The following is a 12,142-nucleotide window of genomic DNA, read 5'->3' on the forward strand; positions in this document are numbered from 1 at the left end:
CGAGGTGTGAGAACACGTGGCGGATCCCTCTTTCGACGTGGTGAGCAAGGTCGATCGCCAGGAGGTGGACAACGCCCTGAACCAGGCCAGCAAAGAACTCGGCACCCGGTTCGACTTCCGGGGTACCGGGACGAAGATCGACTGGTCCGGTGAAGAGGCGATCGCGATCGAGTCGGAGACCGAAGAGCGGGCTCTGGCGGCGGTCGAGGTGTTCAAGGAGAAGCTGATCAAGCGCAACATCTCCCTGAAGGCCTTCGAGGCGGACGAGCCGGCCCTGTCCGGCAAGATTTACAAGTTGAGCGGCAAGATCCTGCAGGGCATCGAGTCGGACAAGGCGAAGCAGATCGCCAAGTTCATCCGCGACGAGGGCCCGAAGGGTGTCCAGGCGCAGATCCAGGGCGACCAGCTGCGGGTGTCCGGCAAGAAGAAGGACCAGCTGCAGGACGTGATCGCCTTGCTGAAGGGCAAGGACTTCGAGATCGCGCTGCAGTTCACGAACTACCGCTGATCGACGGGCTCTGACCTGCGGGTATCCGTCAACGGGTGCCCGTGGGTACAACCCCGGTACAACTCGGCGCGCGTGCGCGTCTGGTGACGACGTCCGGCCAGTAGCCGACGTAGGTGTTGAGCGTCACTGTAGGCGTGGTGTGACCCACAGCCTTCGCAGCCGGATGCCAGATGTACGACCAGCCGGCCCCGGCGGATCGGGCGACCGTCACCCCGGGTGAACACAAGGTCGACGGGCCCGCTACTACCCCGCTATGGCACGTCTTTCTTCCAAGGGTCGAAGTATTCGGCACCCACATGCCAAAACCGGAAGAAACCGACAGAGATGACAAGCCACTCCAGGTAGCCCATGACGTCTACGCGGGAGCCGAGCATGAGCTCGTCTTTGGCTGACGAGAAGGTAAAATCGAGCCATGAGAATGGAATGGCCGAGCAACTGGATCGATCGAATCAGTGGTCACGCCTGCGAGATGTGCCAATCTCCACGACTGGATGAAGACTCCTATGGCGTGCGCATTTACAGCACGCCGGAGGTTGACGCGGTTCTCCAGCGGGCAGATATTCAACGCGGGTACACAATCATTATCTGGCGTGGACGCCATGTTGTCGAACCGTTCGAATTGACCGAGTCAGAGGCGAATTCCTATGGGAAGGCGACTTTGACCGTGGCGAAGGCTTTAGCCGCCTTCTACCAACCACTCAAGATGAACTACCAGACCCTGGGGAACACCGTTCCACATCTCCATACTCACTTGCTCCCCCGCTTTGTCGAGGACCCCGCCCCCGGTCGGCCCTTCCCGCTGCCCCAGCGCGGCGACGAAGCTCCGATCGCTCCCGCTCTGCTCGCCGAACAAGCCACCGCACTTCGGGCGCTCCTCCGCTGATCCCAGCGCGGCAGAAGGCCACTTTCGGACGTCCGAAGGTGGCCTTCGCCCTGTCTACGACGCGGTGATCGTCCAGGTGCCGTCGCCTTCCAGCGAGACGAACGCCGGGCCCGAGACGGGCACGGTGCCCTTGTAGTCACCGAGCTGGTTCACCGGCAGGTCCGAGTAGTCGCCGCTGTGGTGCACCCAGATCGCGGTGTTGCCGTTGCCCTTGGTGGTGACGGCGACCGCCGAGGCGCCGGCGGGAACGGTGAGCACGGCGTCGCGCTTGCCTTTGAGTTCCTTCCCCTTCTCCAGCATGGGCACGCCGCGTTCGTCGGTGATGGTCAGCGTCCAGGCGGCGTTGGCCTTGACGGTGAACGTCTTCGCCTGGTCGTCGGGCATGTCGTTGATCCACTGCGTGCCCTTGTACGGGCCGACGTCGTTCACGATCAGCTCGTTCTCGGTGTTGACCGCGACGTGCCCGGAACACTTAGGACAGTCGAAGCTCACGAAGCCGAGGCGGGCGGGCCAGGACGTGGTGACCGTCGCGTTCCCCTTGCCCGAGTGGGTTTCCGTCTCTTGCGGGCCGGGCGGCGGGGTGGTCGTGGACGTCGGCGGGGACGACGGCGTGGGGGCGCCGGGCGAGTGCAGTCCGTCGGCGGCGGCGCGTGGGACGACGCGGCCGAAGTTCTCCGTCGAGCAGGCCGCCAGGCCGACGGTCAGCAGCACGGCACCCAAGGCCGCGCAAAGGCGCCTGATCACGTGATTTCCCCCAATTCGAGCAGTCAATGAATCTTCGCCGCCCGGTAGCCCAGCGTTACCGGGTGACCCGGCCGGGCGAGGGGGACCACCCGGGCGAGGGTTTCTCCCGCAACGCCTCCGCGCGCCCCCGCAGGAGGGCAAATACACGTGCTGTAATCGCGCGGTTGCGTAAAGGAAGGTTTCCATGAAGCGCCGTTTCAGCTCCGCACTCGCCCTCGCGCTGTCACTTACCGTGATCGCGTCGTTGCTCACGTCCGCACAGGCCGGCGAGCGGAAACAGCTGGTGCCGGGCTACGGCTCCTACGCGCGGCTCATCCGGCTGGAGCACTCGCCGATCGGCCGTGGCCGCATCGTCGCGTCGCTGACCAGCGCGGACGAGCGCGGCAAGTTCACGCCGATCATGGAGAGCACCGACGAAGGCCAGAGCTTCCACAAGATCGGCGAGGTCCGCGATCCCGACGGCCGGGTCGGCATGTGCTGCGGAACGCTGTACGAGCTGCCGCAACGCGTCGGCAGGCTGCGCGCGGGCACACTGCTGTGGGCCGCGAGTTACCGCCAGGAGGCCGGTCCGCAGCGCCGGATCGGCATCCGGATCTGGTACAGCCGCGACGCCGGCCGCAGCTGGTCGTTCCTGTCCGAGGCCGCCCGGTCGCACAACCACGACGGCATCTGGGAGCCCGAGTTCGTCGTCGACGCGGGCGGCACGCTGTGGCTGCACTACGCCGACGAGACCGAGTCGCCGCAGCACGCGCAGGTGATGAACCGGGTCGCGACCACCGACGGGGTGAACTGGGGCACCAAGCAGCGCACCATGGCCATCCCGCCGCACCGGGTACGCCCGGGTATGCCGATCATCCGCCGGCTGCCCGACGGCCGGTACTACCTGGCCTACGAGATCTGCAACTTCCGCGACCGCTTCTGCGATCCGTACTTCAAGATCTCCGCCGACGGGGCGAACTGGGGCGACCCCGCCGATCCTGGCACCCGCGTCGACACCGCCAACGGCAACCACTTCCAGCACGCGCAGACCATCACGTTGTTCCCCGGCGGCCCGAAGGGGGTACGGCTGGTGATGGTCGGGCAGATCTACACCAACGCCCGCGGCGTCCCGCAGGACAAGAACGGCCGGGTCCTGCTCGCGAACGACAACTTCGGCTCCGGCAACTGGTACGAACTGCCCGCGCCGCTGCACATCACCGGAATCTACGACAACTTCTGCCCCAACTACAGCTCGACGCTGCTCCCGGTCGACGGCGGCAAGAATGTGGTGCAGATCTCCACTGAATTCGATAAGGGCTGCAAGGCGTACTTCGCCAAGGGACCGGCTTTCTAGGTCGCGTCCAGCGAGAAGCAGTACCCGGCATTTACCCGGTAGTGTGATCCGTTGACTGAAACGGGCTACGAAGCGGGGGCACTGGATGAAGGGCATCGTGCTGGCGGGGGGCAGCGGGACGCGCTTGCATCCCATCACCCAGGCGATTTCGAAACAGCTGCTCCCGGTCTACGACAAACCGATGGTCTACTACCCGATCTCGGTGCTGATGTTCGCCGGGATCCGCGAGATCCTGATCATCTCCACCCCGGCCGACCTGCCGAGTTTCCGCAAACTCCTCGGTGACGGCAGCCAGTTCGGGCTCAGTTTCAGCTACGCCGAGCAGGCGGCGCCCAACGGGCTGGCCGAGGCGTTCGTCATCGGCGCGGACTTCGTCGGCGACGACGACGTCGCGCTGGTGCTCGGCGACAACATCTTCTACGGCCAGGGTTTCTCCACCAGGCTGCAGGCCGCCGCGACCGCGCTCGACGGTTGCGTGCTGTTCGGCTACCCGGTGAAGGACCCGCAGCGCTACGGCGTCGGCGAGATCGACGCCGACGGCAAACTCCTTTCGATCGAGGAAAAACCGGAGAAGCCGAAGTCGAACAAGGCGATCACCGGCCTGTACTTCTACGACAACCACGTCCTCGAGATCGCCCGCGACCTCAAGCCCTCCCCGCGCGGCGAACTGGAGATCACCGACGTCAACCTCGCCTACCTGCGGCAGGATCGCGCGACCCTGGTCGACCTCGGCCGCGGGTTCGCCTGGCTCGACACCGGCACACACGACTCGCTGCTGGAAGCGGGCCAGTTCGTGCAGGTCCTCGAGCACCGGACGGGAGTCCGCATCGCCTGCCTCGAAGAGGTCGCGCTGCGGATGGGCTTCATCGACGCGGACCAGTGCTTCGCGCTGGGCGCGAAGCTGGCGAAGTCCGGCTACGGCGAATACCTGATGAACGTCGCGAGGACGCAAGGCGCTACCGGCTGAACTACGCGCCTGGGTTGTCGTGAGTGATTCGGGTCGTTAGAACGACCCGAATCACTCACGAGCCCTTGCCAAGCGACCCGCCCTAGCTGAACAGGTGTTCTCGCAGGGTGTCTCCGGTGTAATCGGTCCGGAAGACACCCAGCTCCTGCAGATGCGGGACGACGTCGTCGACGAACTCGTCCAGCCCGCCCGGGGTCAGATGCGGCACCAGCACGAACCCGTCGGCGGCGTCGCTCTGCACGTATTCGTTGACCGAATCGGCGATCTGCCGGGCCGTGCCGACGAACTGCTGGCGCGCGGTCACCTCGATGACGAGTTCGCGGATCGAGAGCTTCTTCTCCTCCGCGATCACGCGCCACTTCGCCGCCACCGCAAGCGGATCCTTCTCGTGCCGGACCCGGCCCCAGGTCAGCGGTTCGGCGTCGGGGTCCGGGTCGATCTCGGGTAGCGGGCCGTCCGCGTCGTAGGCGGAGAGGTCGCGGCTCCAGACCTGTTCGAGGAACTGGATCGCGGTCGCCGGGCGCACCTGCTGGTAGCGGATCTCGCGCGCGTATTCGTGCGCGTCCTCCTCCGTGTCGCCGAGCACGAACGTCGCGGCGGGCATGATCAGCAGCTCGCCGGGCTCACGACCGTAGGTACCCAGCCGCCGCTTGACGTCGGCGAAGAACTCCTTGCCGCTCTCCAGCGAACCGTGGCGGCTGAAGATGACGTCGGCGGTCTTCGCGGCGAATTCCCTGCCCTCGTCGGAATCCCCGGCCTGGATGACGATCGGCTGCCCCTGCGGTGTCCTCGGCACGGTGAACTCGCCGTGGATGTCGAACTGCGGTCCCTTGTGGACGAACCGGGAGATACCGCGGGCGAAGACGCCGTTCTCCTTGTCCCCCACCAGTGCGTCCGGCGCCCAGCTGTCCCAGAGTTCCCTCACGGTGGCGAGGAATTCCTCGGCGCGGTGATAGCGGTCCTCGCGGTTGAGGAAGCCGCCGCGCCGGAAGTTCTGCCCGGTCCACCCGTCGGGTGAGGTGACCACGTTCCAGGCGGCGCGGCCGCCGGAGAGGTGGTCGATGCTGGCGACCTGCCGCGCGACCTCGTACGGCTCGTTGAAGGTCGACGACAGCGTTCCGGCCAGCCCGAGCCGGGTGGTGACCGCGGACAGCGCGGCCAGCACGGTGGTGGTGTTCGGCCGCCCGACGACGTCGGAGTCGAGGATCTCGCCGGCGTGCTCGCGCAGGCGCAGGCCTTCGGCGAGGAACAGGAAGTCGAACTTGCCCCGCTCAGCCGTGCGCGCGAGGTGCTCGAAGGACGAGAAGTCGATTTGGCTACCCGAGCGTGGATCGCTCCACACGGTCGTGTTGTTGACGCCGGGGAAATGTGCGGCGAGTTTGACCTGCTTGGGCATCTGTCACGCCTCCGCGTACTGGTTGGCGGCGACCCCGAGGCCGAGGTGCTCGCGCAGGGTGGTGCCGGTGTAGGCCTGCCGGAACGCGCCCGCGGCCCGGAGCGCGGGGATGGTCTCGGCGGTGAAGAGCTCCAGGTCGTCGGGCAGGACGGCGGGCCGGATGTGGAAGCCGTCGAGACCGTTCGCGGTGGCGAGGCGGGGCAGTTCGTCGGCGAGTTCGGCCGGGGTACCGGTGAAGGTGCGGCCGCCGGCCGGGAAGGGTGCGTAGGCCTCCAGTGCGCGTCGCCGGTCGATCGCCGCCTGCTCGGTCTCGGCGAGCACGATCGTGAGACCGGCGAGGAGCTTGGCGTCCGGGAACCGCTCGCGGGCTCCTCGGACCTCGTCGACCAGGACGACGTCGGCGCCGTGCGCGTACGGCGAGTCGCCGTACACCGCGACCACGGGATGTCCTTGCGGCGGACGCGGCGTGATCGAAGGTCCCTTGACGCTGAAGAAGCGGCCCTCGAAGTCGACGTAGTGGAGCTTCTCGCGATCGATGAACCGGCCGGTCGGCTCGTCGCGGATGATCGCGTCGTCCTCCCAGCTGTCCCAGAGGCGGGCGACGACGTCGACGACCTCGGCGTTCTCCGCCTCGGCGTCCACCTCGGACGGAAGGGTTCGCCTGCCGAAGTGAGCGACCTCCGCTTCGGTCCGGGACGGCACCGCGAGCAGCCCGGCACGGCCACGGCTCGCGTGGTCGAGCGACGCGACGGCCGTCGAGACGTGGAACGGCTCGGTGTGCGTGGTGGTGATCGTCGGGACCAGGCCGATTCCGCTGGTCACGGGAGCTATGGCGGCGAAGGTCAGTAGTGCGTCGAGCCGTCCTCGGACGACGTCCTCACCGCCGGGGTGAAGCCCGAGAGTGTCGTCGAGGGTGACGAAGTCGAGCGAAGCCGCTTCGGCGAGCTTCGCGTGGGCCAGGTAGTGGGCGGCGGTGAACAAGGCGGCCGGCGGGACGGCGGAGACCCGCCAGGCGGCCGGGTGCTGCCCGGCGCCGTCGAGGGCGACCCCGAAGTGCAACTGCTGTGCGGATCCCATGCCCGGGGAACTCCCCCGCCGGACCCTCGATTCCCGCTCCCACGAGGTGAGACACCGCCTTTACCCTCGCGTTTCGTCCTCTAGTTGCGGTCGTTCGTATCGCCAACTACCGCAACTAGAGGACGAAACGCGGGTCAGGGCGGGATTCAGAAGGGGCGGCGGGCCATCTCTTCGAGGCGCCGGATGCGCTCGTCCATCGGCGGGTGGGTCGAGAAGAGCTTCGAGAGGCCCTCACCCGGACGGAAGGGGTTCGCGATCATGAGATGGGACTGCGACACCAGTTTCGGCTCCGGGACCAGCGGCGCCGCGCGGGTCCCCCGGTCGAGTTTCCGCAGCGCCGACGCGAGCCCGAGCGGGTCGCCGGTCAGCTCCGCGCCCGACGCGTCGGCCTGGTACTCGCGCGACCGGCTCACGCCGAGCTTCACGACGGCGGCCGCGATCGGCCCGAGAAGCACCAGCACCACCGTGACCAGCGGATTCGCACCCCCTTCACGGTCGTTGCCGCCGAAGATGCTCGAGAACATCGCGATATTGGCGACCACGCTGATCACGCTCGCCAGCGCGCCCGCGACACACGAAATGAGGATGTCGCGGTTGTAGACGTGGGACAGCTCGTGCCCGAGCACCGCCCGCAGTTCGCGCTCGTCGAGGAGGTCGAGGATGCCGGTGGTGCAGCACACCGCCGCGTGCCGGGGGCTGCGGCCGGTGGCGAAGGCGTTCGGGGCCTGTGTCGGGCTGATGTAGAGCCGCGGCATCGGCTGGCGCGCGGTGGTCGCCAATTCACGCACGATCCGGTACATCGCGGGCTGCTCGGCCTCGGAGACCGGCCGCGCGCGCATCGCCCGCAGAGCCAGCTTGTCGGACTTGAAATAGGCGTAGGCGTTGACGCTCAGTGCCACCACCAGGCCGATGAACAGGGCTCCCCGGCCGAAGAATCCGCTGATCCCGACGATGATCGCGGACAGCACGCCCAGCAGGACGACGGTCTTCAGCTCGTTCTGGTGTTTGTGCACGGCGTCCTGCTCCTTTCTTTCTCCGGGTCTGCCCACGAGGGTGGTTACTCACCGGAAACAACGCGATCGGGGGACGCGAAGTTCCTTCACTCCGGCGTGGGGCGGGTTATCGTCGAGCCCCGGAACGATCATGGGGAGGCGCGCATGCGAGGACCCGAACTGAGCCGCCGAGCCCTGCTCACGCTGGCCGCGGCCGGTGCGTCGGCGGTCGCCTTCGCGCCGGCGGCCAGAGCCGAGAAGGTCCTCCTGATCGAGGTCGGAGGCGCTCCGGAAGCCATCGCGGTGAATTCCGTCACCGGCTTCGCCTACGTTTCCGATCCCCGCACCGGGACGGTCGTCGTGATCGACGGGCGGACCGCGACCGTCGGCGCGGTGATCCAGGTCGGCGGCGAGCCCGGGGATCTCGCCGTGGACACCGTGACCAACCGCGTCTACGTCACCAACCCGCCCGCCGGGACCGTCCTCGTCGTCGACGGGCTGACCCACGACGTCGTCAGCGTGGTCCCCGCCGGGCCCGGCGCGTCCGGTATCGGCGTCGACGAGCAGGCGAACCGGATTTACGCGGTCAGCGGCACCACCGGCATGCTCGCCGTCATCGACGGGGTCGGCTGCCGCCTGCTGAAAATGGTCCCCGGGCCCACCTCGGGACTGTCCGCGGTCGCGGTCGACACCGGCCGCAAACTCGTGCACTGCACCAGCACGACCACCGATTCCCTGGAGGTCTTCGACGCCGGCGCCGGCGCGTTCACCGCCGGGGTCAAGGTCGGCAAGGCCCCGACCGGTGTCGCCGTGCACCGCGGGTCCGGGACGGTGTTCGTGGCGAATTCGGCGATCCATCATCTGTCCGTTGTGGACTCCGCCGCGCGCAAGGAGAAGGCGACGGTGCTGCTGCGCTCCGAATCTTCGGCGGTGGCGATCCACGAAAGCTCGAACACCGTGTACGCCAACGGAGGCCCCAACGGCGTCGCCCGGATCGACGGCGTGACGAACCTGCTCACCGGCGATCTTTCCCTCGGTGTGAACCCCGGTGCGGTCGCGGTCGATCAGCGCTCCAAAGCGGTGTACGTGACGGATCCCTTACGTGGCAGGGTTTCCTTGATCAGGGATTTCTGACTTCTCACGTGGAGTAACTCCGGGTATACCGTCGAAGGCATGAAACTCGGTTTGCAGATCCCGGACCTCACCTGGCCGAACGGCGCGAGTGCGCTGGGCGCCGATCTGGCGGCGGTCGCGAGGAAGGCCGACGAGGTCGGCTTCGACTCCATCGCGCTGATGGACCACTTCTTCCAGATCTCGGTGGTCGGCCCGCCCGAGAACGACATGATCGAGGCCTACACCGCGCTCGGTTTCCTGGCCGCGCACACCGAACGCGCGAAGCTGCTCACCGTCGTCACCGGTGTGCACTACCGCGAGCCCGGACTCTTGGCCAAAGCAGTTACCACACTCGACGTCCTTTCCGGCGGTCGCGCCATTCTCGGGATCGGCGCGGGCTGGAACGAAGAGGAATCGCTCGGGCTCGGTTTTCCCTTCCCCTCCACCGCCGAGCGGTTCGAACGGCTCGAAGAGACGCTGCAGTACGTCCTGCAGATGTGGAGCGACGACGACGGTCCGTTCCGCGGCAAGCACTATCAGGCCGAGCGGCTGCTGAACGTGCCGCAGGCGCTGGCGAAACCGCGTCCGCCGATCATGATCGGGGGCGGCGGGGAGAAGAAGACGCTGCGCTTCGTCGCGAAGTACGGCGACATGTGCAATCTCTTCAACGGCCCGGACCTCGAACGCAAACTCGATGTCCTCAAGCAGCACTGCGAGAACGAGGGCCGCGACTACAACGACATCACCAAAACCGTCTACCACATCCTCGACGTCGGGCCGAAGGGCGAGAAGGCCGGCGAACTCAACGACGCGCTGGGCAAGCTGGCCGAACTCGGCGTGGACGTCGCGCTCGGTGCGATCCCCGGCCTTCCCGATCTCGATCTGATCGAGAAGATCGGCAGCGACGTCATCCCGGTCGCCGCGAAGCTGTGAAACTGGAGGACCTGTGAAACTGGGCCTGCACCTGCCGGATTTCACCTGGCCGAACGGGGCTCCGGGGCTGCGCACCGACCTCGCCGCCGTCGCCCGCGCGACCGACGACGCCGGATTCGCCTCTCTCTCGGTGATGGACCATTTCTTCCAACGGATGTGGTCGGCCGACGACGGGCCGTTCCAGGGCACGCACGTCGAGGCCGAGCGGCTGCTGAACGTGCCGCAGGCGCTTTCGGAACCGAGTCCGCCGATCCTGATCGAGAAGTTCGCCACCGACGTCATTCCCGCGGCCGGGAAACTCTGACGCTCGCTCACCCCGCCGCCGGAAGGCATGATGGCGGGGTGAGCGAGTACGAACTGCGCGGCGGACTGCAACCGGACGTCTCGGCGGTGACCGCCGTGCTGGCGCACTACGGCGTCGAAGGACCGGACGGGACGGCACCCGGCGAGGCGCTGGTGTTCGCCGCGTCCGGCGGGATCGGGGCCGGCTACATCCTCTGGGACTTCGCGCACGAGACGATGTCGACGGTCGTCTTCGGCTTCCGCGCGCGCTGGCAGTATCCGCAGGACTGGCTCAAGTCCACAGTGGACCGTCTCGGCCTCGCGGTCGACATCCACACCACCGGCGGCAAACGCGCCGCCGCGAAACGGCTCACCGCCGACCTCGAAGCGGGACGGCCGGTGATCGTCCTCCCCGACCTGCACGCGCTCGGTTACTGGCACCTGCCCGCGGAGAGGTCCGGTGGCGGCGGGCATTTCGTCGTCGCGTACGGCGAAGAGGACGGCCGTGTCCTGGTCGACGACCGGAACCTCGCGCCGTTGACCGTGGAGCGGAAGGCGTTCGACGCCGCGCGTGCCCGGGTCGGCTCGTACAAGAACCTGCTCGCGACGATCGAGCCCGGCGAGGTCACCGACTGGCCGGCGGCCGTGCGCGGCGGGCTGGCCGACTGCGCGAAGAACCTCTCGGCGCCGTCGAAGTCGTTCTCGCTGCCGGCCTGGGGCCGCTGGGCGAAGGCCCTGACCGACGAACGCGATCCCAAGGGCTGGCCGCGGGCGTTCGGCGAGCGGCGCGGGCTCGTCGGGGCGCTGCTGAACGTCTGGGAGAACGTCACCCCGGCCGGCATGGAGGGCGGGCACCTGCGCGGGCTGTTCGCCGACTCGCTCACCGAGGCTTCCGGGCTGCTGGACCTCCCGGCGCTGGGCGAACAGGCGTCGACCTGGCGCGGGATCGCCGAGCGCTGGGCCGAACTGGCCGAGGTCGCCGTCCCGGCCTCCCACGCGGAGTTCGCCTGGGTGCGAGGCCTGGTCAGCGCGGTCTCGGCCGGCGTCCGCGAAGGCGACGCGGGCCAGGAGGCGGCCGCCGCCGCGGGCGAGGAGATGTGGAAACTGCGCGCGCACTACAACGACGAAACGCCGTTCACCTCGGCCGAGGCCAGGGAACTCTTCGACACCTTGAGCGCGAAGATCCACGACATCCACGAGGCCGAGACCGCCGCGATCCGTGAACTCTCCGAAGCCCTGATGGAGTGAACCCGGGACGGCGCTCGTTGCGCCGCGCGGCCGGAACGGCGTGATCGTTGAAGATCCACTTCGTGCACGCACATCCACTGGGGACGACGAGTGCGCGTCCCGCTCCCGAGATCCACCTTCACCGTCATCGCCTGCGTGTCACCGACCTGGACCACCTCGGGCACGTCGGGAACGCCCGGCTGCTGGACTATTTCCAGGAAGCGCAGTTCGCCCTGCTCGACCCGCGCCGTGAGCATCTTTTCCAGACCCGGGGGCCCGCTTTCCTGATCGCGAAGCACAACGTGAGCTTTGTGCGACGACTGACGTTCCGCGACAACCCGGTCGAGGTCGAAACCGTGGTCAGCCGGATCGGGACCTGCGACATCGTGGTCAGCAGCAGGCTGCACGACCGGGGTTTCGTCTACTCGCGATGCCGGACCATCTGGGTCGCGTGCACCCTGCCCGAAGGCACGGCGCGGCGGCTCGACGAGGAAGAGCGCGCACGGCTGACGCGGTTCAGCGGGACGGTCGACGAGATCCCCGCACACTGAGCAAGACCCGGGCCGGAATTCTTTTTAACAGTTTATGCTCCATTTCCCTCAGCCCGTCGAATACGGCTGGGCCGTTCAGCGGCTGATCATCACCCCTTTTGGCCGGTACCTTCGAAAGAGCCTCTCCCTGCAGAGA

The 12,142-nt window shown here is 67.5% G+C and carries 13 protein-coding genes; 9 read left to right on the forward strand and 4 right to left on the reverse strand.

Annotated elements, in window-relative coordinates; translation table 11 throughout:
* Positions 1 to 16 precede the first annotated feature (16 nt).
* Complete coding sequence (locus ACLJRL_RS14580; protein WP_410656653.1) at positions 17 to 508, forward strand: YajQ family cyclic di-GMP-binding protein; 492 nt, start codon at positions 17 to 19, stop codon at positions 506 to 508.
* 412 nt (positions 509 to 920) lie between these two features.
* Positions 921 to 1,391 (forward strand): HIT family protein, encoded by a 471-nt coding sequence (locus tag ACLJRL_RS14585; protein ID WP_410656654.1) that lies wholly within the window; start codon positions 921 to 923, stop codon positions 1,389 to 1,391.
* 54 nt (positions 1,392 to 1,445) lie between these two features.
* Here the strand turns inward: ACLJRL_RS14585 and ACLJRL_RS14590 are convergent, their stop codons facing one another.
* Positions 1,446 to 2,135 carry a hypothetical protein gene (locus tag ACLJRL_RS14590; RefSeq protein ID WP_410656655.1) on the reverse strand — a complete coding sequence of 230 codons (690 nt, stop codon included), beginning with the start codon at positions 2,133 to 2,135 and terminating at the stop codon, positions 1,446 to 1,448.
* A 184-nt stretch (positions 2,136 to 2,319) separates the two neighbouring features.
* Here ACLJRL_RS14590 and ACLJRL_RS14595 point away from each other — a divergent pair, with 184 nt between their 5' ends.
* Positions 2,320 to 3,468, forward strand: a complete 1,149-nt coding sequence (locus ACLJRL_RS14595; RefSeq protein WP_410656656.1) for a sialidase family protein — start codon at positions 2,320 to 2,322, stop codon at positions 3,466 to 3,468.
* Positions 3,469 to 3,553: 85 nt separating this feature from the next.
* Positions 3,554 to 4,435, forward strand: coding sequence for a glucose-1-phosphate thymidylyltransferase RfbA (gene rfbA, locus ACLJRL_RS14600; protein WP_410656657.1), 882 nt, complete (start codon positions 3,554 to 3,556; stop codon positions 4,433 to 4,435).
* An 82-nt stretch (positions 4,436 to 4,517) separates the two neighbouring features.
* Here the strand turns inward: rfbA and ACLJRL_RS14605 are convergent, their stop codons facing one another.
* The 3 genes from ACLJRL_RS14605 to htpX all read right to left on the reverse strand — a co-directional run bounded on the left by ACLJRL_RS14605 (position 4,518) and on the right by htpX (position 7,921).
* The gene (locus tag ACLJRL_RS14605; RefSeq protein WP_410656658.1) at positions 4,518 to 5,831 is read right to left on the reverse strand and encodes an NtaA/DmoA family FMN-dependent monooxygenase; all 1,314 of its coding nucleotides are present in this window, start codon (positions 5,829 to 5,831) and stop codon (positions 4,518 to 4,520) included.
* Between the two features lie 3 nt (positions 5,832 to 5,834).
* Entirely contained in the window at positions 5,835 to 6,908 is a 1,074-nt protein-coding gene (locus ACLJRL_RS14610) for an LLM class flavin-dependent oxidoreductase (protein ID WP_410656659.1), read from the reverse strand.
* A 146-nt stretch (positions 6,909 to 7,054) separates the two neighbouring features.
* A complete protein-coding gene (gene htpX / locus ACLJRL_RS14615; protein ID WP_410656660.1) occupies positions 7,055 to 7,921 on the reverse strand; it encodes a zinc metalloprotease HtpX in 867 nt (288 codons plus the stop codon).
* 144 nt (positions 7,922 to 8,065) lie between these two features.
* Here htpX and ACLJRL_RS14620 point away from each other — a divergent pair, with 144 nt between their 5' ends.
* The 5 genes from ACLJRL_RS14620 (at position 8,066) to ACLJRL_RS14640 (ending at position 12,006) form a co-directional block, all read left to right on the forward strand.
* Positions 8,066 to 9,034: a YncE family protein gene (locus tag ACLJRL_RS14620; protein ID WP_410656661.1), complete on the forward strand. Its 969-nt coding sequence runs from the start codon at positions 8,066 to 8,068 to the stop codon at positions 9,032 to 9,034.
* A gap of 39 nt (positions 9,035 to 9,073) precedes the next feature.
* Complete coding sequence (locus tag ACLJRL_RS14625; RefSeq protein ID WP_410656662.1) at positions 9,074 to 9,946, forward strand: LLM class F420-dependent oxidoreductase; 873 nt, start codon at positions 9,074 to 9,076, stop codon at positions 9,944 to 9,946.
* 13 nt (positions 9,947 to 9,959) lie between these two features.
* Positions 9,960 to 10,250, forward strand: a complete 291-nt coding sequence (locus ACLJRL_RS14630) for a hypothetical protein (protein WP_410656663.1) — start codon at positions 9,960 to 9,962, stop codon at positions 10,248 to 10,250.
* A gap of 38 nt (positions 10,251 to 10,288) precedes the next feature.
* On the forward strand, positions 10,289 to 11,476 hold the full coding sequence (locus ACLJRL_RS14635) for a BtrH N-terminal domain-containing protein (RefSeq protein ID WP_410656664.1): 1,188 nt from the start codon (positions 10,289 to 10,291) through the stop codon (positions 11,474 to 11,476).
* 62 nt (positions 11,477 to 11,538) lie between these two features.
* Positions 11,539 to 12,006: an acyl-CoA thioesterase gene (locus tag ACLJRL_RS14640; protein ID WP_410656665.1), complete on the forward strand. Its 468-nt coding sequence runs from the start codon at positions 11,539 to 11,541 to the stop codon at positions 12,004 to 12,006.
* Positions 12,007 to 12,142: the final 136 nt, after the last annotated feature.

The organism is Amycolatopsis sp. lyj-112, from assembly GCF_046549055.1.
Lineage (GTDB): Bacteria > Actinomycetota > Actinomycetes > Mycobacteriales > Pseudonocardiaceae > Amycolatopsis.

Bases quoted from the DNA above. Each gene is read 5' to 3' on its own strand.
- ACLJRL_RS14585 (WP_410656654.1), top strand. From the start codon at position 921: ATGAGAATGGAATGGCCGAGCAACTGGATCGATCGAATCAGTGGTCAC.
- ACLJRL_RS14595 (WP_410656656.1), top strand. From the start codon at position 2,320: ATGAAGCGCCGTTTCAGCTCCGCACTCGCCCTCGCGCTGTCACTTACC.
- rfbA (WP_410656657.1), top strand. From the start codon at position 3,554: ATGAAGGGCATCGTGCTGGCGGGGGGCAGCGGGACGCGCTTGCATCCC.
- ACLJRL_RS14605 (WP_410656658.1), bottom strand. From the start codon at position 5,831: ATGCCCAAGCAGGTCAAACTCGCCGCACATTTCCCCGGCGTCAACAAC.
- ACLJRL_RS14610 (WP_410656659.1), bottom strand. From the start codon at position 6,908: ATGGGATCCGCACAGCAGTTGCACTTCGGGGTCGCCCTCGACGGCGCC.
- ACLJRL_RS14620 (WP_410656661.1), top strand. From the start codon at position 8,066: ATGCGAGGACCCGAACTGAGCCGCCGAGCCCTGCTCACGCTGGCCGCG.
- ACLJRL_RS14625 (WP_410656662.1), top strand. From the start codon at position 9,074: ATGAAACTCGGTTTGCAGATCCCGGACCTCACCTGGCCGAACGGCGCG.